The 25,876-nt window shown below is 61.2% G+C and carries 16 protein-coding genes; 10 read left to right on the top strand and 6 right to left on the bottom strand.

All coding sequences use genetic code 11. The annotated features are described in order from the left end of the window. Nucleotides 1-131: 131 nt before the first annotated feature. The 3 genes from BMX68_RS16200 (at nucleotide 132) to dkgB (ending at nucleotide 1,828) form a co-directional block, all read left to right on the top strand. Nucleotides 132-683 carry a DUF2975 domain-containing protein gene (locus BMX68_RS16200; RefSeq protein ID WP_017132082.1) on the top strand — a complete coding sequence of 184 codons (552 nt, stop codon included), beginning with the start codon at nucleotides 132-134 and terminating at the stop codon, nucleotides 681-683. A gap of 9 nt (nucleotides 684-692) precedes the next feature. After that, nucleotides 693-932, top strand: a complete 240-nt coding sequence (locus BMX68_RS16195) for a helix-turn-helix domain-containing protein (RefSeq protein ID WP_017132083.1) — start codon at nucleotides 693-695, stop codon at nucleotides 930-932. A gap of 92 nt (nucleotides 933-1,024) precedes the next feature. After that, nucleotides 1,025-1,828, top strand: a complete 804-nt coding sequence (gene dkgB, locus BMX68_RS16190) for a 2,5-didehydrogluconate reductase DkgB (RefSeq protein WP_017132084.1) — start codon at nucleotides 1,025-1,027, stop codon at nucleotides 1,826-1,828. Nucleotides 1,829-1,852: 24 nt separating this feature from the next. On the opposite strand, the gene BMX68_RS16185 is transcribed toward dkgB, so the two are convergent. From BMX68_RS16185 to BMX68_RS16175, 3 genes are all read right to left on the bottom strand, one after another. After that, on the bottom strand, nucleotides 1,853-2,479 hold the full coding sequence (locus BMX68_RS16185) for a response regulator transcription factor (RefSeq protein WP_017132085.1): 627 nt from the start codon (nucleotides 2,477-2,479) through the stop codon (nucleotides 1,853-1,855). 308 nt (nucleotides 2,480-2,787) lie between these two features. Further along, nucleotides 2,788-4,125 (bottom strand): lysine N(6)-hydroxylase/L-ornithine N(5)-oxygenase family protein, encoded by a 1,338-nt coding sequence (locus BMX68_RS16180; RefSeq protein ID WP_017132086.1) that lies wholly within the window; start codon nucleotides 4,123-4,125, stop codon nucleotides 2,788-2,790. A gap of 113 nt (nucleotides 4,126-4,238) precedes the next feature. Then, nucleotides 4,239-4,727, bottom strand: coding sequence for a sigma-70 family RNA polymerase sigma factor (locus tag BMX68_RS16175; protein WP_017132087.1), 489 nt, complete (start codon nucleotides 4,725-4,727; stop codon nucleotides 4,239-4,241). Nucleotides 4,728-5,026: 299 nt separating this feature from the next. Between BMX68_RS16175 and BMX68_RS16170 the strand changes: the two genes are divergently transcribed. The 3 genes from BMX68_RS16170 to BMX68_RS16160 are packed head-to-tail and all read left to right on the top strand — an operon-like array spanning nucleotide 5,027 to nucleotide 9,569. Further along, on the top strand, nucleotides 5,027-6,199 hold the full coding sequence (locus tag BMX68_RS16170; protein ID WP_017132088.1) for an efflux RND transporter periplasmic adaptor subunit: 1,173 nt from the start codon (nucleotides 5,027-5,029) through the stop codon (nucleotides 6,197-6,199). Beyond that, complete coding sequence (locus BMX68_RS16165) at nucleotides 6,200-8,170, top strand: MacB family efflux pump subunit (RefSeq protein WP_017132089.1); 1,971 nt, start codon at nucleotides 6,200-6,202, stop codon at nucleotides 8,168-8,170. A gap of 7 nt (nucleotides 8,171-8,177) precedes the next feature. Continuing rightward, the gene (locus tag BMX68_RS16160) at nucleotides 8,178-9,569 is read left to right on the top strand and encodes an efflux transporter outer membrane subunit (RefSeq protein ID WP_017132090.1); all 1,392 of its coding nucleotides are present in this window, start codon (nucleotides 8,178-8,180) and stop codon (nucleotides 9,567-9,569) included. 42 nt (nucleotides 9,570-9,611) lie between these two features. Here BMX68_RS16160 and pvdP read toward each other — a convergent pair whose 3' ends face one another. Beyond that, nucleotides 9,612-11,231 carry a pyoverdine maturation tyrosinase PvdP gene (pvdP, locus tag BMX68_RS16155; protein ID WP_017132091.1) on the bottom strand — a complete coding sequence of 540 codons (1,620 nt, stop codon included), beginning with the start codon at nucleotides 11,229-11,231 and terminating at the stop codon, nucleotides 9,612-9,614. A gap of 203 nt (nucleotides 11,232-11,434) precedes the next feature. On the opposite strand from pvdP, the gene pvdM reads away from it, so the two are divergent. From pvdM to BMX68_RS16135, 4 genes are all read left to right on the top strand, one after another. Then, nucleotides 11,435-12,784 (top strand): pyoverdine-tailoring dipeptidase-like protein PvdM, encoded by a 1,350-nt coding sequence (gene pvdM / locus BMX68_RS16150; RefSeq protein ID WP_017132092.1) that lies wholly within the window; start codon nucleotides 11,435-11,437, stop codon nucleotides 12,782-12,784. A 120-nt stretch (nucleotides 12,785-12,904) separates the two neighbouring features. Further along, on the top strand, nucleotides 12,905-13,810 hold the full coding sequence (gene pvdO, locus BMX68_RS16145) for a dihydropyoverdine dehydrogenase (RefSeq protein ID WP_017132093.1): 906 nt from the start codon (nucleotides 12,905-12,907) through the stop codon (nucleotides 13,808-13,810). Between the two features lie 107 nt (nucleotides 13,811-13,917). After that, nucleotides 13,918-15,567 (top strand): cyclic peptide export ABC transporter, encoded by a 1,650-nt coding sequence (locus BMX68_RS16140; RefSeq protein WP_017132094.1) that lies wholly within the window; start codon nucleotides 13,918-13,920, stop codon nucleotides 15,565-15,567. Between the two features lie 104 nt (nucleotides 15,568-15,671). Beyond that, a complete protein-coding gene (locus BMX68_RS16135) occupies nucleotides 15,672-18,173 on the top strand; it encodes a TonB-dependent siderophore receptor (protein WP_026013192.1) in 2,502 nt (833 codons plus the stop codon). Between the two features lie 87 nt (nucleotides 18,174-18,260). On the opposite strand, the gene BMX68_RS16130 is transcribed toward BMX68_RS16135, so the two are convergent. Continuing rightward, a complete protein-coding gene (locus BMX68_RS16130; RefSeq protein WP_017132097.1) occupies nucleotides 18,261-19,238 on the bottom strand; it encodes an alpha/beta hydrolase in 978 nt (325 codons plus the stop codon). Nucleotides 19,239-19,295: 57 nt separating this feature from the next. Further along, nucleotides 19,296-25,876 (bottom strand): non-ribosomal peptide synthetase (locus BMX68_RS16125; RefSeq protein WP_439896040.1); only part of this gene is annotated, 6,581 nt, incomplete at its 5' end.

The following is a 25,876-nucleotide window of genomic DNA, read 5'->3' as shown; positions in this document are numbered from 1 at the left end:
GCGATCGACGATCACGTTACAAAATCAATAAAATTATCGTTTTACAATAATTAATCATCCTAATACAGTTATGTCAGAGCTGATCGCCCCTGGCACGCGACGGCTTCCCTCAACCCTCGAAAGGACATGACATGACACCCGATCGCCTGGCAAATCACAGCCGGTTTCTTGCCTCTGCAACCTTGCTGCTGATCATCGCGATGTTGCTGGTCAACATCGCCTGCTGGTTCTACCCCAGCCTTGTTAGCACCTATGGAATCGGCTTCAACCTGGCCTCGACGGCCGGCCATTTCGAGGTGAGTGTCGAACAGATGCCGGGATGGCAAGTAGCGGGTTGTATCCTGTTGTCCAGCATTCCCTTGCTGATCCTCGCCAGGGGCCTGTTTGCCTTGCGCGCGCTGTTCCAGGTTTACAGTCGTGGCGACTACTTTTCGGCGGAATCGGCCGAACGACTGGGGCAGGTTGGAAAGAATGTCGGCTTCTGGGTATTGGCCACGCTCCTGCTAGAGCCGGCCCTGAGCGTATGGATGACGTTCCTGATGCCGCCAGGCCAGCGTCTGCTGACCCTGGGCTTCAGCCCGTCGCAGGTGGTAGCCCTATTTCTTGCCGCATCGATCATGCTGATCGCGAAAATTCTCTACAATGCCTGCTCGCTGGCCCGTGAAAACCAGCAGTTCGTCTAGGACGCGTCGATGCCGATTGAAATCAAGCTCGATGTCATGCTCGCCTTGCGCAAGGTCAAATCCAAAGACCTCGCGGCAGCCATCGACATTACTGAACAGAACCTGTCCCTGCTCAAACAGGGCAAGGTCAAAGGCTTTAGATTGTCGACGCTGGAAGCAATCTGCGCTTACCTGGACTGCCAACCGGGCGACTTGCTCAGCTACAGCGCCCCTGGCGCACGGGTGCGGGGACCAGGCGAGCATTCGTGATTATGGGTAAAGAGTCCTTTTCCCCATCGTCTATTTTTCTCAAAGATAGGAATGGGGATACTCGCGGACCGTTCCTATTCCAGGAGTCACCTATGTCTGTTCCCGCCTTCGGCCTTGGTACGTTCCGCCTGCAGGGCCAGGTTGTCATCGATTCGGTCAGCACCGCCCTCGAACTGGGCTATCGGGTCATCGATACCGCACAGATCTACGAGAATGAAGCCGAGGTCGGCCAGACCGTCGCCGCCAGCGGCGTAGCCCGCGACGAATTGTTCATCACCAGCAAGATCTGGGTCGACAATTTTTCCAGGCAAGCGCTGATACCCAGCCTCAAGGAAAGCCTGCGCAAGCTGCGAACCGATTACCTGGACTTGACTCTGATCCACTGGCCATCGCCCGAAAACCAGGTGCCGGTCGAGGAATTCATGGGTGCGCTGCGGGAAGCCAAGCAACTGGGCCTGACTCGCCAGATCGGTGTGTCCAACTTCACCATCGACCTGATGAAACAGGCCATCGCCGCCGTCGGTGCCGAACACATCGCCACCAACCAGATCGAACTGCACCCCTATCTGCAAAACCGCAAGGTGGTGGAGTTTGCCCACAGCCAGGGCATGCAGATCACCTCCTACATGACCCTGGCCTATGGCGAGGTGTTGAAAGACCCGCTGATCCAGCAGATCGCCGTGCAACACCAAGCCACCCCGGCCCAAGTAACGTTGGCCTGGGCGATGCAGAAGGGTTATGCGGTGATTCCGTCCTCGACCCGACGCGAAAACCTGGCCAGCAACCTCAAAGCCTGCGACTTGCGCCTAAGCGCTGCCGACATGACAGCCATCGACGGCCTGGAGCGTGGCCACCGCCTGACCAGCCCCAAGGGCATCACCCCAGACTGGGACTGAACCGCACCGCTCAGGTCCGGCTGCTCAGATCAGATGGTTGCGCTTGGCAAATTCCGCCAGCGCAACCACTGACTTGAGGTTCAGTTTGTCGATCAGACGGGTCTTGTAGGTGCTGACCGTCTTGTCGCTCAGCAGCATCAACTCGCTGATCTCCTTGTTCTTCATGCCACGGGCGATATAGCGCAGGATGCTCAGTTCGCGGTTGCTGAGATTCTCGATCTGCCGCGACTCGGATTCGTTGACACTGGCCTTTGTGCGCCCGCGGTCTTCCAGGCGCGGGAAGAAACTTTTGTTGAGCATCACCGCCTGCACCGCCAGTTGTAGCTCGTCGAGCTCAGCGGTCTTGGAAACGAAGCCCAGCGCACCGGCGCGCATGCAGCGTTCGGCATAGAATTGCGGCGCTTGCTCGGTCAGCACCACAATCTTGCTCGACAGTCCCAGGGTGACAATCCGAGTAATCACTTCCAGGCCATCGAGCCGGGGAATATTCAGGTCCATCACGATTAGCTGCGGTTCGAGCTCGCGGGCTCGCTGCACCGCGTCGACGCCATTGTCGGCCTCGGCCAGCACCTCAAAACCGAGTTTCTCCAGCAGTATCTTGATCGCCAGACGAACAAACGGGTGATCATCCACAATCAGTGCGTTACGCATCCGCAAATCCTTGAGAAGTACGCCGGCCACGGCTAAAGACGGGAACGTGCTTGCATCGATCAGTAAGGGAAGGGAATCCAACGAAATACAGTGTAGGAAAGTTCCGGGATACTTGCCTCGACAAACGGCGTCTATCCCTCAGCCATCGCCGGATGGGGCAGGCACTTTAGCGGGCGCCCCCTAGCGAGATATGTAGGAATAATCCCAAAACCATCCCGGCGGAACGGAAGATTATGGCGCCACAGCAGGAAACGGCCACGCCGCTCGGGTCAGTCGGTAGTGCTCCGGCGCCGGCACGGCAGTTGGGCTCAATTCGCCGTCGCCAGCAACCGATCCCGCACCGAACGCCTCTGGTCGCGCTGGCGACCGTGCCGGTACAGCGACGTGGCGATTTCCTCGGCGCGGATCGGCAATACCGACAGCAAGGTGTCGCTCAGGCCATGGCTGGCCTGACAGAATCCCTGCATGTAAATACCGGCCTTGCAGCGCTCGTCGGTGACCAGGCGGTAGTCGCGGTTGACCTCGTAGTCGCCCAAGTACTCCGCCAACGGCGCCAGCAACTGGCGGTGGCTCTGGCGTTCATAGCCGGTGGCCAGGATCACCCCATCATACCGATGAGCGCCCAACTCGCCACTGGCCGTGTTGCGCAGCGCCAGCTCGACCCCCGCCTCACCGGCACTGGCACACTCGACGGTGGTCAGGCTACGAAAAGTGTGACGTTGCATGCCCGCGACTTTCTGGCGATAGAAGATCCCGTAGATGCGCTCGATCAAGTCGATGTCCACGACCGAATAGTTGGTGCTCTGGTACTCGTTGATCAGGCGCTCGCGCTCAGCGGTGTTCTGCTGGTAGATCAGGTCAGTGAACTCCGGTGAGAACACTTCGTTGACGAATGGGCTGTCGTCGGCCGGTTTCAGCGCCGAACCGCGCAGGATCCAATCCACCTGCACCGAGGGGTAGCTGTCGTTGAGGTCGATAAAGGCTTCCGCCGCGCTCTGCCCGCCACCGATGATCGCGATGCGCATCGGCGCGCCGCTCACGCAAGCCTGTTTGGCCATGCGCTCCAGGTACTGCGAGTGGTGGAACACCCGATCATCATCCTTCAGCGCCTTGAACGCCTGGGGAATGCGTGGTGTGCCACCGGCGCTGACCACCACCGAACGGGCGTTACGGACAAACTGCTCGCCCTGACTGTTGCGGGAAATCACCCGCAACGCGTCGACCTGCTGCTGATGCAAGATCGGCTCGATGGCCAGCACCTCTTCACCATAGCGGCTCTGCGCCTGGAAATGCCCGGCGACCCAGCGCAGGTAGTCGTTGAACTCCATGCGGCAGGGGTAGAAGGTGCCCAGGTTGATGAAGTCCACCAGGCGACCGTGGGCCTTCAGATAGTTGACGAACGAATAGGGGCTGGTGGGATTGCGCAGGGTCACCAGGTCCTTGAGGAAGGAAATCTGCAATTCGCTCTGGGTTACCAGGGTGTTGCCATGCCAGCGATAGTCGGCCTGCTTGTCCAGGAACAACACCTCCAGCTCACCGTGGACCTGCCCGTGTTCCTGCAGGGCAATAGCCAGGGCCAGGTTGGAGGGGCCAAAACCAACGCCGATCAGATCGTGAACGATGGCCGATGCGATTGCCTGTGTCATTTCCAGTGTCCTCTGGATAAGCCCCGGTGCATGGGGAAAAGGGAAAACCCAAGTGACCTGCGGCGCCTGCACAGGTCGTCTGTTGAGTAGGAACGAGGACCATGAAAAAAAATTTAGCGACCGCTGCTGTCCCACTGACGCAGGCGTACCCGGCAATGCTTCATGGCATTGACGATGTGTTTCTCCACCAGGCTGCGGGAAATGCCCAGGCGCTCGGCAATTTCCTGATGCGAGAGGCCTTCGAGCTTGCGCAGCGTGAAGCTCTGGCGACACAGTGCCGGCAATTCGGCCATGGCCCGCTGCAACATGTCCAGGCGCTGGCCATGATCCATCGAGGCCTGGGGCGAAGGCATGAAAAAACGCTCCTCCTGGTCGAGGGCATCCAGAGACTCGACCCGGCGCATGACGTTACGCCGATGATCGTCGATCGCCAGGTTCAGCGCAGTGCGATACAGAAACGCCCGCGGCTGCTGGATCGGAGTCTGGCTGGAGCGCTCCAGGACCCGCAGATAAGCGTCATGCACCACATCTTCGGCAGCCTGGCGGTTGCCCAGCCTGGCGTTCAGGAAACACACCAGCTCGCGATAGTAGTTTTCCACCATGATTCCCAGCCGCGATACCCGCCAGCATTTGTCCTTGAGGCCTATCAACGACAAAGGGGTCGATAATGGCAGCTTGAAAACACGTAATTATAGTAATTCTCATATAGATTTAAAGTGGCGGCGCAGAACAAACGGGAAATACCCTGATAAACAGGGCCCAGGAAAGGCTTAAATTCCTCTTTCATACCCTCGTCTATTGAACAGCTACCCGTACCTGTCGCTCGCCCGACAGCCTGCCCCGCTGGAAACCGCTATCCGGCAAGGGGTAACGGGCCGACTTCCACTGGCCGGAACCCTGCATGAAACATCGCCGAAACGCCCGATGCGCGCTGCTCGCCACCCTTTGCCTGATTCCCGTGGTCGCGATCGCAACCTGGCAGTTCATGCCTGCAGGGCGCGATAAACTCTCCACGGTCCAGGTCACTCGCGGCGACATAGAAAGCAGCGTCACCGCCCTGGGCACCTTGCAGCCGCGCCGTTACGTTGACGTCGGTGCCCAGGCCTCCGGGCAGATTCAGAAAATTCATGTGGACGTCGGCGATCAGGTCCGGGAAGGCCAGTTGCTGGTGGAAATAGATCCCTCAACGCAGAAAGCCAGGCTGGATGCCGGGCGCTACTCCATCGAAAATCTCAAGGCTCAGCTCCAGGAGCAACGTGCCCAACATGACCTGGCCCGCCAGCAATATCAACGCCAGAAGCATCTCGCCGCGGGAGGCGCAACCCGTGATGAAGACGTGCAGAGCGCCGAAGCACAACTGCGCACCACCCAGGCTCGGATCGACATGTTCCAGGCTCAGATCCTCCAGGCCCAAGCGAGCCTGCGCAGCGATGAAGCCGAGCTGGGTTACACGCGTATCTTTGCCCCGATGGCGGGTACGGTCGTCGCTCTGGACGCCCGTGAAGGCCAGACCCTTAATGCCCAGCAACAGACACCATTGATCCTACGGATCGCCAAGCTGTCAGCCATGACGGTATGGGCCGAAGTCTCCGAAGCCGATATCGGCCATGTCAAACCCGGTATGAACGCCTACTTCACCACCCTCAGCGGTGGCAGCAGGCGCTGGACCAGCACGGTCCGACAGATTCTGCCGGTGCCGCCCAAACCCCTGGACCAGTCCAACCAGGCCGGCGGCGGCCCCGCCAGCACGGGCAAAAGCGGGAGTGGCCGGGTGGTGCTCTACACCGTCCTGCTCGACGTGGACAACAACGACCAGGCCCTGATGGCCGAGATGACCACCCAGGTATTCTTTGTCGCAAACCACCAGCAGAACGTATTGACCGCGCCGGTGGCCGCCCTGCATCGCGACGCACCGGGCGGCGAGCAGACCGTGCAGGTCGTGGCCCGCAATGGCGCGATTGAACAACGTCAGGTCCGCACCGGTATCAGCGACCGTTTGCGCGTGCAGATCCTCGATGGACTCGACGAAGGCGATCACCTGCTGATTGGCCCCGCCGTCGGCCATGGAGGTTGAATGCAAACGCCACTGATTGACCTGCAAGACATTCGCAAAGCCTATGGCGGCGCCGACAAGCCGCTGGTGGAGGTACTGCGCGGTATCAGCCTGTCGATCCATGCAGGGGAGTTCGTGGCGATCGTGGGGGCTTCCGGCTCCGGCAAGTCGACACTGATGAACATTCTCGGTTGCCTGGATCGCCCCACCTCGGGTCGCTACCGCTTCGCTGGCGAAGACGTGGCCGGACTGGACAGCGACGAGCTGGCCTGGCTCCGCCGCGAGGCATTCGGCTTTGTATTCCAGGGTTACCACCTGATTCCATCCGGATCGGCCCAGGAGAACGTCGAGATGCCGGCGATCTATGCCGGTACCCCGGCCACCGAGCGACACAGCCGAGCCGCCGCCCTGCTGGCTCGCCTGGGACTGGCGGAACGTACAGACAATCGCCCCCACCAACTGTCCGGCGGTCAACAGCAGCGGGTATCCATTGCGCGAGCGTTGATGAACGGCGGCCACATCATCCTCGCCGACGAACCCACGGGTGCCCTCGACAGCCATAGCGGCGCCGAGGTGATGACCTTGCTCGATGAGCTGGCCAGCCAGGGCCACGTGGTGATTCTGATCACTCATGATCGTGAAGTCGCGGCGCGGGCCAAGCGCATCATCGAGATCCGCGACGGCCTGATTGTCAGTGACAGCGCCCAAGCACTTGCCGATACCCAGATCCCAACAGCCCCAGGTGCCTTGCAGGCCGTCGACATACGCCGGCGCCTTACCGCCGGCAGCGAGCACACCGGTGCCTGGAAAGCCGAACTGGTCGATGCCATCCAGGCCGCCTGGCGTGTTATGTGGATCAATCGTTTTCGCACCGCGCTGACATTGCTCGGCATCATCATTGGCGTGGCCTCAGTCGTGGTCATGCTCGCCGTGGGCGAAGGCAGCAAGCGCCAGGTCATGGCCCAGATGGGCGCCTTTGGCTCCAACATCATTTATCTCAACGGCACCTCCGCCACCCCGCGAGCGCCGCACGGCATCATCAGCCTGGACGACGTGGCGGCGCTGGCAACCCTGCCCCAGGTCAAGATGATCATGCCGGTCAACGGCGACGATGCCAGCGTGCGTTTCGCCAGCATCGACTACAAGGTCTACGTCGGCGGCAGCAACACCGCCTTTCCCGCCATATTCAACTGGCCGATGGCCAGCGGCAGCTATTTCACCGAAGCCGACGAAGCCAACGCGGCACCGGTAGCGGTGATTGGCGAGAAAGTCCGGGAAAAACTGTTCACCGCCAGCAATCCGCTGGGGCAGTACATCCTGATCGAGAACGTACCGTTCCAGGTCATCGGCGTACTCACCGGCAAGGGTGCCAGTTCCGGCGAAAAAGACAGCGATGTACGGATTATGATCCCCTACTCGGCCGCCAGCATCCGCCTCTTCGGCACCCGCGACCCTGAATATGTGGTGATCGCCGCCAAGGATGCCCGCAAGGTCAAGGAAGCCGAACGGGCCATCGACGAACTGCTGTTCAAGCTGCATAACGGCAAGCGCGACTACGAACTGACCAACAATGCCGCCATGATCCAGGCAGAGGCCAAGACTCAAAACACCCTCTCGCTGATGCTTGGCGCCATCGCCGCCATCTCGCTACTGGTCGGCGGCATCGGCGTGATGAATATCATGTTGATGACCGTGCGTGAGCGCACCCGCGAAATCGGCATACGCATGGCTACCGGCGCTCGTCAGCGCGACATCATGCGTCAGTTCCTCACCGAAGCGATCATGCTCTCGGTGGTCGGCGGCCTGACCGGCATTGCCCTGGCCCTGCTCGTCGGCACGGTGCTGGTATTGAGCGAAGTCGCCGTGGCCTTCTCGCTGGCGGCCGTGTCCGGCGCATTTGCCTGCGCCCTGATCACCGGCGTCATCTTCGGTTTCATGCCGGCCCGCAAAGCTGCCCGACTCGACCCGGTCACGGCACTCACCAGTGAATGATCTCTCCATGAAGTCGCATTTGAGCGTATTGCCCCTCTGTTTGTTGCTCGGCGCTTGCGCCACACCGCCCGCACCCATCGACAGTGGCGTCAAACCACCCTCCCAGTGGACAGCGACCTCCCCCAGCGCGCGGCACATCGATCGGCAATGGTGGCAACACTTCGCCAGCCCTGAACTGGACCGGCTGGTCGCCCAGGCCCGGCTGGGCAGCTACGATCTGGCTGCCGCCATTGCCCGAGTGCGCCAGGCCCGCGCGGCGTCAGTCGTTGCCAACGCCTCACAGTTACCGGAACTGACGGCGAACGTGAACGCCAACCGCCAGAAGCTGCTCCACGGCAACGGCTACAGCCAACTGGATGCCAGTGGCGACAAATCGGCAATCAACTACTTCGACGCCAACCTCAGCGCCAGCTACGAAATAGATTTCTGGGGCCGTAAAGCGGCAACCCGTGCCAGTGCGTGGCAGACGCTGAAAGCCTCCGAATTCGACCAGGCCACTGTCGAGCTGACACTTCTGAGCAGCGTCGCTGATAATTACCTGCGTATTCTCGCCTTGCGCGAACAGGGTCGTATCGCCGGACTCAACCTGGAGAATGCGCGCAACGTCCTACAACTGGTACAGACCCACTATCGGTCGGGCTCGGCAACCGCGCTGGAAGTCGCACAACAAGCCAGCCTGGTGGCGGCCCAAGAGCGGCAGGTTCCGCTGATTCACCAGCAAGCCCGTGAGGCCCTGATCGGCCTGGCCGTCCTGCTGGGCCAGCCGGTACAAAATGTGCGCATTGCCGGCCAGGATCTGGAACAACTGAAATGGCCCGCTATCGGCAGCGGCCTGCCCAGTGAGCTGCTCAGCCGCCGCCCGGACATCGCCGGTGCCGAGGCGCGCCTGGCAGCCGCCCAGGCCGATGTGCAGGTGGCCCGGGCCGCGATGCTCCCCTCCCTGACCCTCGGCGCAACAGTCGGCTCGGGCACCGCCACTGCCCCCGACCTCCTGCGCAGCCCGTTCTATATGTTGAGCGCGGGCCTGATCGCCCCAGTCTTCAACAATGGCCGCCTGGGCGCCGAGCGGGACCAGGCCACGGCACGCCAGGAGGAATTGCTGGAGATCTATCGCGGGAGCATCATCGCGGCCTTCGCCGATGTGGAGCAAGCCTTGAATGCCATCGATGGCCTGGACCGGCAACGGCAATGGCAGGACGAGGAGCTCAGCCAGGCGCAACGGGCCTTCGAGGTTGCCCAAAGCCGCTACAAGGCAGGCGCGGAAGGCTTGCTGACGGTCCTGGACACCCAGCGCACGTTGTACCAGGCTCAGGATCAGAACGTGCAGTTGCGACTGTCCCGATTGCAGGCCAGCGTGGCCTTGTACAAAGCGCTGGGCGGTGGCTGGCAGGTCATGTAAAGACAGGCGAGCGAGGGAATTGGCCCCTGCGCTGCCGCACGGTCAGGCGTTCCCGGCCACCTGGTGTCGGGCATACCAGGGTCGCCGAGGCACCCGGCGAAACAGGTCGGCCATCTTCTTCTCGTCACCGAAGGTGATACGTAACGCCAATTTCATGGTTTCCGGGTCCATCTCCACGCTCTTGCCGGTCATCAGGCCGGGGGTCGTGCTGCAACCATGAGTGCTCGGCCCCAGCCACGGGTCATCCACCTCGACCCAACGCCCGGGAGCGAACCAGGGAATGCCATTGACCTGTAAGCGGTTAACTTCGCCGGGGTGAAAGCGCTCATGGGCGCCAAACCAGTCCTCGATCCGGTCGTCGATCCAGCCATGAAAATGCCAGAATACCGGATTGACATGAGATGAGAACGGATCGCCAAGAAAGTCGTTTTCCGGCTCGTACCAACGGGCGGCAAAGTCGGCGCTATCGCGGGCCATTGGCACCGGCGCACCATTGGACGGATCCCGTGGAACCGATGCCCAGCGCATATGCAACCAGTCATGCAGACCCAGTTCGATTTCCGAGCCGAACTGCCCCAGCGTCAATCGCGACAGGTAACGTGGGTCGCGGTATTGCGACTCCCACACCAGAAAGTTGCTGTGAAAAGTCTCGGTATTTTTGATATCGCTGACCCATTGCGTGTACTCCGCATCACCGTCAGCCAGCCAGGTCGGCGGAATCGAATAACCGTCATGATTATCGAAATAGCGGACGAAACCCTGGCGATCACGCAGCAACTCGGGCTGCGGCAACGGGAAGCGCTGCCAGGATGGCAGGTCCTGCATCGAACGGGCTGTCGCCAGCATGTGCCGATGCATGAAAAAGAAATCGACGCCCGAGCCATTACGATCCTTGCGCGGGCCACGGGCATCGCGCTCCCGATCACGGGGACCGGGTTGCCAGCCGATGCCCCGCAAGGCGTTCTGCTTGTCCTTGGACAAGGTGTGCCACTTATCGCGGGAGGCATGCCACAACTGGTGGAACAGCCGATGCTCGGCCGATACCAGCCAGGCCAGCAATGTCGGGTTGAGCCCGATACGCTCGCGCGCTTCGGGAAAGCGCCGTTTGACCGCGACAAAGCGACAATCCGCCTCTGGCGCCGCCAACGGTCGATCAAGGCGCAAAACCCGCCCACTCAGCGAAACCACACCGGCATTAGCAAACTCCGCCCAAACTTCGTCGAACACCCCGACGAACTCATAAAGAGGAGCAGCCCTCGGAGCACGCCCATCGAGCAGGCGCCAACGCACTTCAGTCGGCCCGTCGGACAGAAGATCACCCAGCACTTGGTAACGAGGAACATCCGCACCGCGCAGGCCTTGCGTGGTATCCAGGTAGCCACACAAACCTCGCCCGCGTGGGGCGATATCGAGCAATAACCCAAGCGACGCGCCGGGCAACCCTTCGAGACTGGCGTCGCGCCCTTCCAGGCGCAGGTCCCAGACCCCACGCAGGCTATCCGCGCGCTGACGGCCGGCGAGGTCAGGCAGAGCCACCGAAGCCTCGCCCGGAGTGATCGGCTCATCCACCCGGCGCCATTGACGATGCGCGTAATAAGCCGCAGCCACGCCTGCGCCGGTGAGCGCCAAACCCGCGATGAAGCCCCGTCGAGAAATCGTCATTGCCCTACCTGTGTCAGCCATGGAAGCAGGCTTTATCCCAGCTAGAACGTTTTGCGCAGGGGCAAATTTAACGGTATCACGGGTTTGCGCGAGACTGACGGCCAACACCCCGACGCTAAATTTCCCCAGGCCGTCTTCGTTCTCCCCAGATAGCAAAGGCGCCTTTGCGCCGCACCTCCATGGCGAACTTCACTGAGATGGCAATGACTCAACCGCGCTCGACAAAAGCCCTCTGCATCGGGCTTCCCCTGGCCCTGGCCATTTCCATCGGCGCGGCTCTCGTGGTCTGGCATTATGGATTCAGGCACAACCCTGGCTATCCGCTGAAGGTGATGAAGCAAGCCGAGGAGCTGCACGAGCGCCTGCTGTCCTTCGACAGCCACATTACCGTCCCCCTGGATTTCGGCACCGAAGGCCACGAAGCCGACAAAGACGGCAGCGGCCAGTTCGACCTGGTCAAGGCCGCTCGCGGGCGACTGTCGGGCGCGGCGCTGACGGTATTCGGCTGGCCCGAAATCTGGAACGGCCCCAACGCCCCGCACCGCCCCACTGCCGGCTTCGTCGACGAGGCCCGCCACCAGCAGGAAGTCCGCTACAAGATCATCACCGGCCTGGTACGCGACTTTCCCAACCAGGTCGCTATCGCTTATACCCCGGACGACTACCGTCGCCTGCACGGCGAAGGCAAGTTCGCGATCTTCATCAGCATGCTCAACGCCTACCCCCTCGGGCATGACCTGAACCAGCTCGACACCTGGGCCGCACGCGGCATGCGGATGTTCGGTTTCAGCTATATCGGCAACAACGACTGGGCCGACTCGTCGCGGCCATTGCCATTTTTCAATGACTCGCCGGACGCCCTCGACGGCTTGTCGGAGCTTGGCAAGCAGGCAGTGCGGCGCCTTAACGACCTGGGGGTGATCATCGATGTCTCGCAGATGTCGACCAAGGCGCTGGAACAGGTGGCGCAACTGAGTCGCGCGCCCCTGGTCGCCTCCCATTCAGCGCCACGGGCGATGGTCGATATTGCGCGTAACCTCAGCGATAAGGAACTGCAACTGATCAAGAACAGTGGTGGCGTGGTCCAGGTGGTGGCTTTTGGCGGCTACCTCAAGCCCCTGAGTCAGCCGACCCAGGACAAGCTCAATGCGTTGCGCGCCCGCTTCGATCTGCCGCCGCTGCCGAACCTGGCCATGGCCTTGATGCCCGGCGACCCGATCATCGCCGCATGGCCGGAACAGAAGTTCGGCCAATATGCCAATGCGCTCTACGCCATCCTCGACGAAGAACCCAAGGCCACCCTCAAGGACCTGGGTGATGCCATCGACTACACGGTGCGCAAGATCGGCATCGACCACGTGGGTATCAGTTCCGATTTCAACGAAGGTGGCGGCGTCGAAGGCTGGAAAGATGTCAGCGAGATCCGCAACGTCACCGCCGAACTGCTCCAGCGCGGCTATTCGCAAGACCAGATCGCCAAACTCTGGGGCGGCAATTTCCTGCGCGTCTGGGATCAGGTGCAGAACGCCGCACACCCCGTCGCCACCCGTTAATAGCTGTTGTACGGCCCGGTGATTCGTCCTGCCCGACCGGCAGATCGACCGCTGCATGACCTTGTTGAGCGCCACACGCTGATGCTTGACACCTCCCTGCCCACTTGCTCGAGACCCGCTATGAACAGTGTCCCGCCAAACTCCCGCCGATTCTTGTGCCGCTCCTTCAAGGGCCTGGCTGTCCTGGCATGCAGCGCCGCCGTCGGCCTGCTGCTGGGCGCCAACGCCCAGGCCGCGTCGCTGCCAGCACCGGGCAAGGTGTTCAAGGACTGCAAGGACTGCCCGGAAATGGTCGTGCTGCCCACTGGCAGCTTCATCATGGGAACACCGGACGATGAACTTGGCCGTCAACCGGACGAAGGCCCGATGCACCAGGTGACCTTTACCAAACCTTTTGCCATCAGTCGCTTCCAGGTCCTGGCAGGCGAGTGGCAAACCTATATTCGTGAAACCGGCTACAAGATGCCCGATGGCGATACCCGCCCAGGACGCGAGTGCCTGGCCGGCAAACCACGCTACCCACTCTCGCCCAGGCAGCCCGCCGTTTGCATGGACTTTGCCGAAGCCAATGCCTATATCGCCTGGCTGTCGAAAAAGACCGGCCAGCACTATCGCATGGTCAGCGAATCGGTTCGCGAATATGCGGCCCGCGCCGGTAGCACCGGCCCCTTCCCCTTCCCGTTTGACGAAGGCAAGCAATACAGCATCGCCAAACACGCCAATACCTACGGTCCGGAGGACGGCTTCAGCTACACCTCGCCAGCAGGCAGTTTCCCGCCCAACGCCTTTGGTGTGTACGACATGCACGGCAACGTCTACGAGTGGGTCGCCGACTGCGCGCATGACGATTACGTCGGTGCCCCTACCGATGGCAGCCCATGGCTGGAGAAGGAGTGCCGCTTCCAGCAGATCCGCGGCAACGACTGGACCGAAGCACCGATTTTCTCCCGTTCCGGCAACCGTAACGATCTCTATCCGAATGAGCGCGGCGACTGGATCGGTTTCCGTGTCATGCGCGATCTCTGACCCTCTCGCATCACGGTCGCCGACAAGCGGCGGCCGTTTAAATTAAGCCCCCGACCAGTCGTTCTAAAAGGATACCTGCCACCTCCAGCTGCAAGGAACCGCCCTCCATGACTCAGCCAAAGCGCGGAGTGATCAACGAACTGTTCACACTGCTTAAACCCTTCCGGCTCATCGTCGCTCTTTCAACGCTGCTGGGCATGATCGGAGGTCTGAGCGTCACCGTCCTGCTGGCCACCATCAACGCCGCCCTGCACTCGGTCAACGGCCTGACCAGTACCGTGGTCGCGGTGTTTGCCGGCCTCTGCCTATTGGCCCTGCTCAGCTCGATCTGTTCGGACATCGGCACCAATTACGTCGGCCAGCACATCATTGCCAAGCTGCGTAAGGAGTTGGGGGAAAAGGTCCTGTGCGCGCCAATCGAACAGATTGAACGCTATCGCAGCCATCGACTGATTCCGGTACTGACCCATGACGTCGATACCATCAGTGACTTCGCCTTCGCCTTCGCTCCGCTGGCGATCTCTCTGACAGTCACCCTGGGCTGCCTGGGCTACCTGGCCATGCTGTCCTGGCCGATGTTCCTGATGATGCTGGTGGCCATCGCGATCGGTACCACCATCCAGTACATCGCCCGCGCTCATGGGATCAAGGGGTTTCTCGCCGCACGGGATGCCGAGGACGAATTGCAGAAACACTACAACGCCATTGCCGAGGGCGCCAAGGAACTGCGTATTCACCGCCCCCGTCGCCACCGCATGTTCACTTCCGGCATCCAGGCCACCGCCGACCACATTTGTAACACTCAGATCCGTTCAGTGAACATCTTCGTGATTGCCAAGACGTTCGGCTCAATGCTGTTCTTCGTGGTGATCGGCCTGGCCCTCGCCTTGCAGGCGGTCTGGCCCAACAACGACCAGGCGGTCATCAGCGGCTTCGTGCTGGTGCTGCTTTACATGAAAGGCCCGCTTGAACATCTGGTGGGCACGTTGCCCATTGTCAGCCGCGCACAGATCGCCTTTCGCCGTATCGCCGAACTCTCGGAACAATTTTCCTCGCCCGAACCCCACCTGCTGCTCAGCGAGCAGGGCCGTAAGACGCCGGCGGTCAGCAGCCTGGAACTGAACAACGTCAGCTATGCCTTCCCCGCCGTTACAGGCAGCGAAGCCTTCCAGCTCGGGCCTGTCAACCTGCGGATCGAACAAGGTGAAATTACCTTTATCGTGGGTGAAAACGGCTGCGGCAAGACGACCCTGATCAAACTGCTGCTGGGCCTATACACCCCTCAGGTGGGTGAGATCCTACTCAACGGCGCGGTTGTCGATGCTCGCAATCGGGACGACTACCGCCAGTTATTCACCACCATCTTTGCCGACTACTACCTGTTCGACGATATCGTCCAGGGCGATCAGCCTATTCCCGAGGATGCCAACCAGTACCTGCGGCGCCTGGAAATCGCGCACAAGGTCAGCGTGCGCGACGGCAACTTCACCACCACCGACCTGTCCACCGGACAGCGCAAGCGCCTGGCGCTGGTCAATGCCTGGATCGAGGAACGGCCTGTTCTGGTCTTCGACGAATGGGCCGCGGACCAGGACCCGACTTTCCGGCGCATTTTTTATACCGAGCTTCTACCGGACCTCAAACGCCGGGGCAAAACCATCATCGTGATTTCCCACGACGACCGTTACTTCGATGTCGCCGATCAGTTGGTGCGCATGGAGTGCGGCCGCGTCCTGACCGACCGCGCAATGGCGTGAAGTACCTGCCCTGAAAATTCTTTCCGGTTTTTCACGGGTGGTTCGTCTCAACAATAATAAGAATAATTCTTAATTACAAAACCACACTTTTGAGGACGGGGACAATGAGCAGCAAACACTCGCCGGCAACACCGCACACACGAGACTCGAAATCCAGATGCTTCTCCAGGCTCGGCCTGAGCACGGCAATCATGCTCGCCTATGCGACTGCGGCCAGTGCACAAGTCATCGACGTCGACGTTCCGGCCCAGCCACTGGGCAACGCGCTGCAGCAGTTGGGCAGCCAGACCAACCTACAGATTCTCTACAGTCCGGATGCCATCCGAAACCTCAAAAGCAAAGCGGTCAAAGGTTCCATCGAAAGCACCCAGGCCCTGGATAAACTGATCGAAGGCACCGGCATCACCTATCGTATCGAAGGTAACACCATCACCCTTGCCGCTCCGGGACACCCCACCAGTACCGGGCTGGAGCTGAGCGAAACGCAGGTGACTGCGCAGGCGCCGGGCAACATCACCGAGAACAGTGACTCCTATACCCTCGGCACCGCCTCGATCGGCGGCAAGACCCAGCAGGCGCTGCGTGAAACCCCACAAACGGTCTCCGTCATCACCGCCCAGCGCATGAAGGACCAGCACTTGACCGATCTGGCCCAGACCCTGAACCAGACCAGCGGGATCACCCTGGTAGGCGGCAATGACGCCAACACCAGGATCCTCTCTCGCGGTTTCAGCCTGAGCAATATCCAGACCGATGGCGGCGCACCGGCAATGCGCGAAGAAAGCTATGAAACCCTGCCAGACATGACGCCCTACGACCACGTTGAAGTATTGCGTGGTTCCGACGGCTTGTACGGCGGTATCGGTGAGCCGGCGGGCAGCATCAACCTGGTGCGCAAGCGCGCACTGGACTACAACCAGTTGAAGATCGAAACCTCCGCCGGTAGCTGGGACAACTATCGCACCATGGTCGATGCCACCGGCCCGCTGGGCTTCGATGGCAAACTGCGGGGCCGGGTCGCCGCCTCCTATGAAGACAAGAAGTACTTCTACGAGCGGGCCGACAGCGAGAAACACGTATTTTATGGCGTCCTGGAGGCTGACGTGACGCCCGACACCCTGGTTACCGCCGGCGGTATCTACGAATGGCGCGATATGGACGGTTACTGGGACGAAGGCCTGCCACGCTACATTTCCGGCGAACCGCTGGGCCTGTCCCGCAGGACTTCCCTGGCGGCGGACTGGTCCACCAACAACTACAAGAAGACCGAAGGTTTCTTCAAGTTGCAGCACCAGATCAACGACAACTGGAAGTTCGACACCAGCTATACCAAGACTAAGTTTGACACCGTGCAGAACCAGGGCCAGGTCGAGGGTCCGATCGATCCGACAATGGCCAAGGGCGGTACGTATCAGCGCTTCATCAGGAACTACACCAACAACCAGGACCTGCTCGACCTGAACTTCCAGGGCAAATTCAACGCCTTTGGCCGTCAGCATGAACTGCTGTTCGGCGCTGACTATACCCAGAGTCGCCGCACCTATTCGGACCACAGTGATTTCAGCAGCGCCATTGCCGTGGACCCGATCAACGATAACGTCGGTTCGTTCCCGGAACCGGCCAGGCCTCCGTTGTACTACGACACGCCATCCTGGGTCGTGCGCAAGACCGGTCTCTATTCGACCTTGAAAGCGCAGCTTGCCGACCCGCTGAAACTTATCGTCGGTGCTCGTTATACCGATTACAACGGCTTCAACCGAGTGGTCGCGCCGTCCTTCAACGCCGATACCACTAAAGGCGGCAAGGAAAGCGGCATCATCACCCCCTACGGCGGCCTGGTCTACGACCTGACTAACCAATGGTCGCTGTACACCAGCTACGCGCAAATTTACAAGCCACAAACAGCCTACATGGACGCTTCGTTCGCGCCATTGAAAGCCATCACCGGCAATACCTACGAATTCGGTACCAAGGGCGAGCTGTTCAACGGCCGCCTGAACGTCTCTTCGGCCCTGTACTATGTCAAACGTGAGAACGAAGCGGTGTCGGTGGGTAACGCCGCGATACCGGGCAGCGGCAACAACTGCTGCTACGTGGCAGCGGGCGAGATTGTCAGCAAGGGTATCGACAGCGAAATTTCCGGTGAACTGCTGCCTGGCTGGCAACTGAGCGCCGGCTATACCTTCAACCTCAACGAACAGTCCAAGGCGACCGATGGTCAGAGCAACGGCAAGCCGATCAGCACCCAGACGCCCAAGCACCTGTTCAAGTTCTTCACCACCTATCAATTGCCAGGGGAGCTGGAGCGCTGGAAAGTGGGGGTGGGCGCTACGCTCCAGAGCGCCAACTATGTCAGCGGCACGGTACAACGGCGGCTTGGCGACGGCTCTCTGAGCCCGAGTGTCGATCCGTTCAGCTACACTCAGGCCGGCTATGCGGTCTGGAACAGCCTGCTTGAATATCGCATCGATGACCACTGGACAGCGGCGCTCAATGGCAACAACCTGTTCGACAAGACCTACTATCAGACCGTGTCCACCAGTTCCTACGGCAACTGGTACGGTGAACCACGCAACTTCATGCTGAGCCTGCGCGGAACCTTCTGATCGCCAAAAAAGATGGACCGATCACCCGGTCCATCTTTCTTCACGCGACCTGCCCTAGCCGCCCTCGCCTCTTTCGAAACTGGCTGCCTAACCGGCAAACGCCTGTTGCAGAACGGCACACAACTCCTCATAGATACCCGACACATCGGCAACACTGCCCATGCGCAACAGGTCATGGGGCAGTCCGCCATACTCACGCATTTCAACCCGAACGCCCTGTTGCCGCAGCTTATGGCCATAAGCCCGCCCCTCGTCGAGCAGCGGATCGAATCCCGCCAGGACAATGAAAGCCGGCGCCACCCCCGACAAATCCTCGGTGAGCAAAGGCGAAAAGCGCCAGTCATGACGATCCCGCTCATCGCGGGCATAGTGTTCGTAGAACCACTCGAGAGTATCGCTTTCCAGGAAGTAGCCTTCGGCAAACAGCTCCATCGACGTGCTGCGCCGTGATGCATCCGTCATGGGATAGCACAGCAGTTGCAGCCTGGGCGTGATCGCGCCAGCCCCGGACGGCTGCCTGGCCGCCTGGGTCGCCAGCACCGTGGCCAGGCTGGCCCCGACGCTGTCCCCGGCAAACACCACCCGATCCACATCCAGACCGTGCCGCGCACCATTGCGCGCCAGCCAGGCCAGCGCATCGGCACAGTCTTGCAGGGCCGTCGGGAATTTATGCTCCGGTGCGCGCCGATAACCTACCGACAGCACCGTACAGGGAGTGCCTGCGCACAACTCACGACAGACCCCATCATGGGAATCGAGGCTGCCCACCACATAGCCACCGCCGTGCAGGAACACCAGTACAGGACTGCTCTGCTGCCCAGCGCCAGTCTCCTGCAAAGCGCCGCGTGGACGATACAGGCGCATCGTGGTGATCTGTCCATCGCGCAAGGGCAGCTCCAGATCGACACACTCCGGCGTCTGTGGCGCAGGCCACTGCAACTGCCGTGTGGTCTGCTCGAACAGCTCTCGTGCCTGCTCCGGGGTTTGCTCATGGAATGGCACCGCCCGGCCCCCCGGACCGCCTTCGGCCAGGTCGATAAAAGCGCTAATGTCGGGATGCAGCATGCAGATGATTTCCTTCATTCTCTAAACAATTGACCACACAATCGATGCAAGCCGCACTCAGGCCAGCGACAACGCCGGAGCCTGTTCCAGGCAATGAGCGATCAAGGCCTCAAGTTCCGCCTGGAAATTGGCCATCAACGTCTCGACCGTTTCGGGCCGGTAACGACGCCGGCTGTAGAGACAACGCAATGCCAGCTTGCCATCGAACACCTGCCCGACTATTTCCAGCCAGTTACCCAACTCCGCTTGCAGGCTGTAGCTGTCACCGCTGCTTTCATCGGCGGGGACAAACAGCGCGTTGTCGTCAAAACTCTGGTCGAACTGCCCCAGGTAGTTGAATGTCACGCGCGCCTGCGGCAGACGACTCAGGCGCTCCACGACGCTGGCATCACTCAAGTAACGTAGCGCGCCATAGCCCATGCCCTTGTTGGGCAACGCCGCCAATTGTGCCTGGACCGCGCGGATCGAATCAGCGAATCCGGCTTCGACACCCGGCGCCAACCGCACCGGAAACATACTGGTGAACCAGCCCACGGTGCGGCTCAGCTCGATCTCGTCGAAGAGATCCTCGCGACCGTGCCCTTCGAACTGGACCAGCACCGAAGACTGCTCGCTCCAGCGGCACAACACCCGGCTCAAGGCTGCCAGCAGCACATCGTTGATCTGCGTCTGATAGACCAGCGGGACCTTCTTCAGCAGGTCGGTCGTGGCCTGCGCGGACAATTCCAGATGCGCCGTAGCAACATGACGCACCTGGTTCTTGCCACGCGGGTTGTCGCACGGCAGGTCATGACCAGGACGATCCAGTTGCTCAAGCCAATACGCCTGTTCGCTGTCCACCAACGACTGTCCATAGCTCCTGAGCCGCTCACTCCAGGCCTGGTAACTGCTGGTACGCATCGCCAGCTCAGGCTCCAGGCCCTGTAGCAGGGACTCGTAGCTACTCTGCATATCCTGCAGCAGGATGCGCCAGGAAACCGTGTCGATCACCAGGTGGTGAATGACCAGTAACAGACGGCTTTGACCGTCGGCCATGTCGATCTGCACCGCTCGGAACAGCGGACCATCCTCTAGATGCAAACTACGCTGGACGCGGTTGGCCAGCTCTTTCAAGGCCTCGCCATCGGCCGCCTCGCACCGCCAGAGCAAACCTTGCGCCGGAATGCACTGTTGCGCTGGCGCGTAGTACTGGTACCAACGGCCATTTTCCCGACGAAAGCGCAACCGCAAAGCATCGTGCTGCAATATCAGGCGATTCAACGCCGCTTCCAGGGCCGCGCTGTCCAGCGACTGGCGGGGCCGGAGCAGCAATGCCTGGTTGAAGTGATGCGGTTCGGCCATATCCTGTGCGAAGAACCACTCCTGAATCGGAATCAGGTTGAACAGTCCCTCGCTGATCAGATGGGACCGGTCATCGCGAGCAACCGCCACCGGTTCGTCCCGCCCGTCGAACAATCGTTCGATGGTCTGGCAACGCATCAGGTCGCGCAGTTTCAGGTCCATCTGCAAATCAGGATGGTTACGGACTCTGGACACCACCTGGAGACTGAGAATCGAGTCGCCTCCCAGCTCAAAGAAATTGTCCTGAATACCCACCCGCTCGACGTGCAGTACTTCGGCCCAGATCTGTGCCAACCAGCGCTGCGCGTCGCTTCGCGGGGCCAGATAACCGTCACTGTCGAACCTCGGCTCGGGCAGGGCCTTGCGATCGATCTTGCCGTTGGGAGTCACCGGGAACTCACTCAGGCCGATGATCTGCGCCGGCACCATATATTCCGGCAGTACCTCTCGCAGCGCCTGCTTGAGGGACGGGGAAACGGCACTCGCCGAGGCGCACACCACATAGCCGATCAGTTGTTTGCCAGAGGCACTGTCGCGGGCAACGACCAGGGCATCGTTGACCCCGGCCTGCTGCCGCAGGCAAGCCTCGATCTCACCGAGTTCGATGCGGAATCCGCGCACCTTGACCTGCTGGTCGATACGGCCAACATAGTCCAGTACGCCATCGGTACGCAGCCGCACCAGGTCGCCGGTACGGTAGAGCCGTTCGCCCGAGGGGTCGAATGGGTTGGGCACGAAACGTTCGGCGGTCAGCGCGGGGCGCTGATGATAACCACGCGCAACACCCTGGCCACCGATATACAGCTCACCGGCGAAACCCATCGGCAGCGGCTCCAGCACATCATCGAGCACGTACAGCGAACGCTCGCCGACCACCCTGCCGATCGGTGCATACGCCGCCTCGCAATCATCGGTCGAGGCGGCCTTCCACAGCATCGGCGTGACGACCGTTTCAGTCGGCCCGTAACCGTTGGTGATGTACTGCGGCCGCAAGTTGCGCTTGACCTGCTCGAAGGTCTGCTCCGGCACCGCATCCCCGCCGAAGCAATAGATACGCACCGCAGGCGGCTGCAGGCCACTGGCCTGGGCATAGTCGGCAAGCTGCTTGAGATAGGCCGGCGGGAAGCAGGCGATAGTGACCTCATGGCGGATCAACGCCGCGAACGTCTCTTCTGGCGTCCACAGGTTGCCATCCCGAAGGACCAGCCGCCCGCCGCTGAACAAGGTGCTGAGCCAGCGTTCGTGGGCACCGTCGAAAGCAAACGACATAAAATGCAGCTCACGGGTCGAACTGTCCATCTCATACAAACGGGCAATCGCCTGGCAATGCATACTCAACGGTCCCTGGGGCACCGCGACGCCCTTGGGACGCCCGGTGGACCCCGAGGTGTAGACCAAGTAAGCCAGACTCTGCGCCGTGGCGCCGCTCAGCGGGGTCTGCTCGCTCCAGAGTTCGCCGTCGAAACCGTCGAGTTCCAGGCACGGCAATCGATCCACATTGGCAAACCGCTCGAGCAGCTCGCTCCGACTGATCAGCAGCAGCATGCCCGAATCCTCAATCATGTAGGCCAGCCGATCCGCCGGATAGTCGATATCCAGCGGCACATAGGCCGCCCCGCTCTTGAGCACGGCCAACAATGCCACGATGGTGTCGACACTGCGCTCAAGCCCGACGCCGATCACCCCCTCCGGGCCTGCCCCACGCGCGATCAGGGCGTGGGCCAACTGATTGCTGCGCCGGTCCAGTTGGGCATGCGTCAGGGTTTGCCCGCCGCACTGCACGGCGATAGCCAGCGGGCGTTCGAGCGCGTGGCGGGCGATCAGGGCCGGCAACAACTGCGGGCGGGTGTCTGGCGCGCACTGATGGCTCCAGGCGAGCAGTTCCTGCCTCTGCGCCGTCGGCAGGCGCTGCAATTGGCCGAGTGCCACGCCGGGTTGCCGCAGCATGGCCTCCACGGTGTCCTCAAGGGTCTGGCGAATCCGCTCCACCGCCGAAGGGGCGAAACAGTTGCGCAGGAACAGATACTCGATCGACAGCCGATCGGTCAGATGGACCGCCAGGTCCATCGGGAAGTTGGTGACGTCATGGCTCTGGGTCTTGCCGAAAGCCAGCTCCTGGGTGGCGTCCTCATGCAAACGCTCATCGATCGGGTAGTTCTCGAATACGATGATGCTATCGAACAACGCCTGGCCGCCAAGGCCGGACCAACGCTGGATGTCCGCCAACGGAACGTGCGCGTAGTCACGGATATCCACGTTGTAGCCCTGCAATTGGCGCAACCAGTCGGCCAACGGAGTCGCCGGCTCAAGGGTCTGGATCACCGGCAAGGTGTTGATGAACAGCCCGAGCATGTGCTCGGCGCCGGGCAGGCTTTCCGGCCGACCGGCCACCGTTGCACCGAAGGACACCGTGCGTTGACCGGTATAACGCTGCAAGACCAACAGCCAGGCGCCCTGGATCAGCGTGTTGAGCGTGATCCGCAATTCACGGCAGTAGGCTTGCAAACGCGAGGTTTGCCGTGGGTCCCAGTTCGAATACAGCGCCTGGTGCCCCGCCAGGTCCGCCACATGCCGAGGATGCACCGCCTGGGCCAGGGAGGTCGGCGTATCGACCGGTTGCAGGCGAGCCTGCCAGAACGCTTGCAGGGCAGACTGGTCCTGGCGTTGCAACCAGTGGATGAAGTCGCGGTAACGTGCTGGCGGCTGAGCCACCTCACCCTTGGCATAGTGCTGCAAGACCTCGCCGAACAGCCGCGAACTGCTCCAACCGTCCATGAGGATGTGGTGGCTGGTCCAGATCACCTGGTAGCAATGGTCATCCAGCCGAATCAGCAGCAACCGTTGCAAAGGTGCGCAGGCGAGATCGAAGCCCTTGTCGCGTTCGACCGTGGCTTGCTCTTGCAACTTGCTGTCATCGACCGCGATCCCACGCCAGTCGAGTTCGCTCAGGTCAAAAGGCACCGAGGCGTGAACGATCTGGTACGGTTTGCTCGCGCCGCCTTGCCAATGGAAGCTGGTCCGCAGGATATCGTGGCGGGCAACGGCTGCCTGCCAGGCCTCGCAGAAACGCTGTGGATCCAACCCTTGCACCGGCAAGCTGAGCTGATTCACATAGAACGAAGACTCGCTGTCGGCCACAGCATGGAACAGCATGCCCTCCTGCATTGGCGACAATGGGTAGATATCCACCACGCCTTGGCAATCGACGACCAATTCATCCAGTTGCTGCTGGGTCAGGGGTGACAGCGGGAAGTCCGAAGGCGTGCAACCCTGATGGTCCGGCGCACAGCAATGCTCGATCAGCAGCGCCAGTTCGTTTTCATAGGCCCGCGCCAGATGCTGGATAGTCGCTTCGTCGAACATTTCCCGGCTGAACGTCCAGCTCATGCCGAACTCACCGGCAAACACCTGACCGTTAAGCGTCAACCAGTTGGCCAAGGGCGCCTCGGCGCTCTGCTCGGCCCCCCGATGATCGCCGCAAGGACTGAACAGAGCGCCTTGGGCGCCGTCGAAGCTGCCATCGAACTGCCCCAGGTAATTGAACGTGATACGGGGCACCGGTAGCGCCTTGAGTAGCGACTGGGCACGCTCATCCCCCAGATACCGCAAGGCACCGAAGCCGATCCCCTTGTCCGGGATGGCGCGCAGTTGCTCCTTGACCTGCTTGATCGAGCGCGCCAGGTCTGCATCGCTCGACAACCTGACCGGGAAGATACTGGTGAACCAACCGACGCTGCGGGTCAGGTCCAGTGTTCCGAACAGATCCTCGCGACCATGGCCCTCAAGCTGGATCAGGCTATCGGTCTGCCCGGTCCAGCGCCCGATCACCCTGGCCAGCGCCGTGAGCAACAGGTCGTTGATCTGGGTGCGATAGGCTGCCGGCGCCTGCTGAAGCAATTGCCGGGTCAGGGACGCGTCCAGCGCAGAGTGAACGGTCGTGGCATGCCGGCGCTGCAATCGGCCTTGAGGGTTACGCGCCGGCAAATCGCTGGAAACGCCCTGCAACTGCGTGTGCCAATAGATCAGTTCCGGTTCCTGGGCCGTACTGCGGGCACGGGCTTGCAGGTGTTGCGCCCAGCTCTTGAGCGAACTGCTCTTGAGGGGCAGAGCAACGGCTTGCTCGGCCACGAGCTGCTGGTAAGCCGTTTGCAGGTCTTCGAACAGGATACGCCAGGATACGCCGTCCACCGCCAGATGGTGAATCACCAGCAGCAGGCGTTGGCCGCCATCCGCCATGTTCACCAGCAACGCTCGCAGCAACGGCCCCTTTTGCAGATCGAGACTGGCTTGCAGCGCATTGGCCAACTGTTGCAACTGCTCGCCGTCCTGTGCCGTGGCCTGCGTCATGACGGCGGACCGTTGCCAGAACGACTGCTGTTCGGCCACCGAGCGATAGGTCGCCACCCAGCCGTCGACTTGCTGAACGAAACCAAGACGTAAGGTATCGTGATGCAGGATCAGCGCCCGAAGCGCCTGCTCCAGCCGCAGCGGATCGAGCGCCAAGGCCGAGGTCAGCATCACCGACTGGTTCCAGTGATGCCGCTGGGGAATATCCTCTTCGAAGAACATCTGATGGATCGGCAACAGCGGCATGACGCCTTCCACCGGCCCCTGATCGATGGCCAGGGCACCGCCATCGAGTGTCGCGATGCGGGCCAGATCCCTGACCGTCTGGTGCTGGAACAGATCCTTGGGCGTGAAGAAGATACCGGCACGGCGCGCCCGGCTGACCACTTGGATAGAGAGGATCGAATCGCCGCCCAGCTCGAAGAAGTTGTCGCTCAGACCAATCCGTCCAACCTGCAGGACATCTTCCCAGACCGCCGCCAGTCGCTGCTCCAACTCGCCTTGCGGTTGCACATAGGCTTTCTGCGCCTGTGTGACATCGGGAGCAGGCAGGGCCTTGCGGTCCAGCTTGCCATTGGGCGTCAACGGCAAGGCCTCAAGAAACAGCCAGTGCGCCGGCACCATGTAATCCGGCAGACTCGCGCGCAGGGCACCCTTGAGCGTTTCGCGCAACACCTGCGCCGACTCGCCATCCACCCGCCCCGCCAGCGGCACCGCATAAGCCACCAACTGCGAACCCGCCCCACTCTCTACCGCCAGCACCGCCACTTCCTGCAACTGCCCCTGCGCCAGCAACCGCGCCTCGATCTCTCCCAACTCAATACGAAAACCACGAACCTTCACCTGATGGTCGAGCCGCCCTACGTACTCCAGCACACCGTCGCGCCGGTAACGGCACAGATCGCCCGTGCGATACAAGCGCTCGCCGCTCTCGCCGAACGGATTGGGCA

The sequence above is a fragment of the Pseudomonas agarici genome (assembly GCF_900109755.1).
Taxonomy (GTDB): Bacteria; Pseudomonadota; Gammaproteobacteria; order Pseudomonadales; family Pseudomonadaceae; genus Aquipseudomonas; species Aquipseudomonas agarici.
Note: the sequence above shows the minus strand (reverse complement) of the source record. Positions and strands in the feature narration are given on the sequence as shown.

Excerpts from the sequence above, each read along its gene's own strand:
- BMX68_RS16200 (WP_017132082.1), top strand. The coding sequence starts at position 132 with ATGACACCCGATCGCCTGGCAAATCACAGCCGGTTTCTTGCCTCTGCA.
- BMX68_RS16195 (WP_017132083.1), top strand. The coding sequence starts at position 693 with ATGCCGATTGAAATCAAGCTCGATGTCATGCTCGCCTTGCGCAAGGTC.
- dkgB (WP_017132084.1), top strand. The coding sequence starts at position 1,025 with ATGTCTGTTCCCGCCTTCGGCCTTGGTACGTTCCGCCTGCAGGGCCAG.
- BMX68_RS16185 (WP_017132085.1), bottom strand. The coding sequence starts at position 2,479 with ATGCGTAACGCACTGATTGTGGATGATCACCCGTTTGTTCGTCTGGCG.
- BMX68_RS16180 (WP_017132086.1), bottom strand. The coding sequence starts at position 4,125 with ATGACACAGGCAATCGCATCGGCCATCGTTCACGATCTGATCGGCGTT.
- BMX68_RS16175 (WP_017132087.1), bottom strand. The coding sequence starts at position 4,727 with ATGGTGGAAAACTACTATCGCGAGCTGGTGTGTTTCCTGAACGCCAGG.
- BMX68_RS16170 (WP_017132088.1), top strand. The coding sequence starts at position 5,027 with ATGAAACATCGCCGAAACGCCCGATGCGCGCTGCTCGCCACCCTTTGC.
- BMX68_RS16165 (WP_017132089.1), top strand. The coding sequence starts at position 6,200 with ATGCAAACGCCACTGATTGACCTGCAAGACATTCGCAAAGCCTATGGC.
- BMX68_RS16160 (WP_017132090.1), top strand. The coding sequence starts at position 8,178 with ATGAAGTCGCATTTGAGCGTATTGCCCCTCTGTTTGTTGCTCGGCGCT.
- pvdP (WP_017132091.1), bottom strand. The coding sequence starts at position 11,231 with ATGACGATTTCTCGACGGGGCTTCATCGCGGGTTTGGCGCTCACCGGC.
- pvdM (WP_017132092.1), top strand. The coding sequence starts at position 11,435 with ATGACTCAACCGCGCTCGACAAAAGCCCTCTGCATCGGGCTTCCCCTG.
- pvdO (WP_017132093.1), top strand. The coding sequence starts at position 12,905 with ATGAACAGTGTCCCGCCAAACTCCCGCCGATTCTTGTGCCGCTCCTTC.
- BMX68_RS16140 (WP_017132094.1), top strand. The coding sequence starts at position 13,918 with ATGACTCAGCCAAAGCGCGGAGTGATCAACGAACTGTTCACACTGCTT.
- BMX68_RS16135 (WP_026013192.1), top strand. The coding sequence starts at position 15,672 with ATGAGCAGCAAACACTCGCCGGCAACACCGCACACACGAGACTCGAAA.
- BMX68_RS16130 (WP_017132097.1), bottom strand. The coding sequence starts at position 19,238 with ATGCTGCATCCCGACATTAGCGCTTTTATCGACCTGGCCGAAGGCGGT.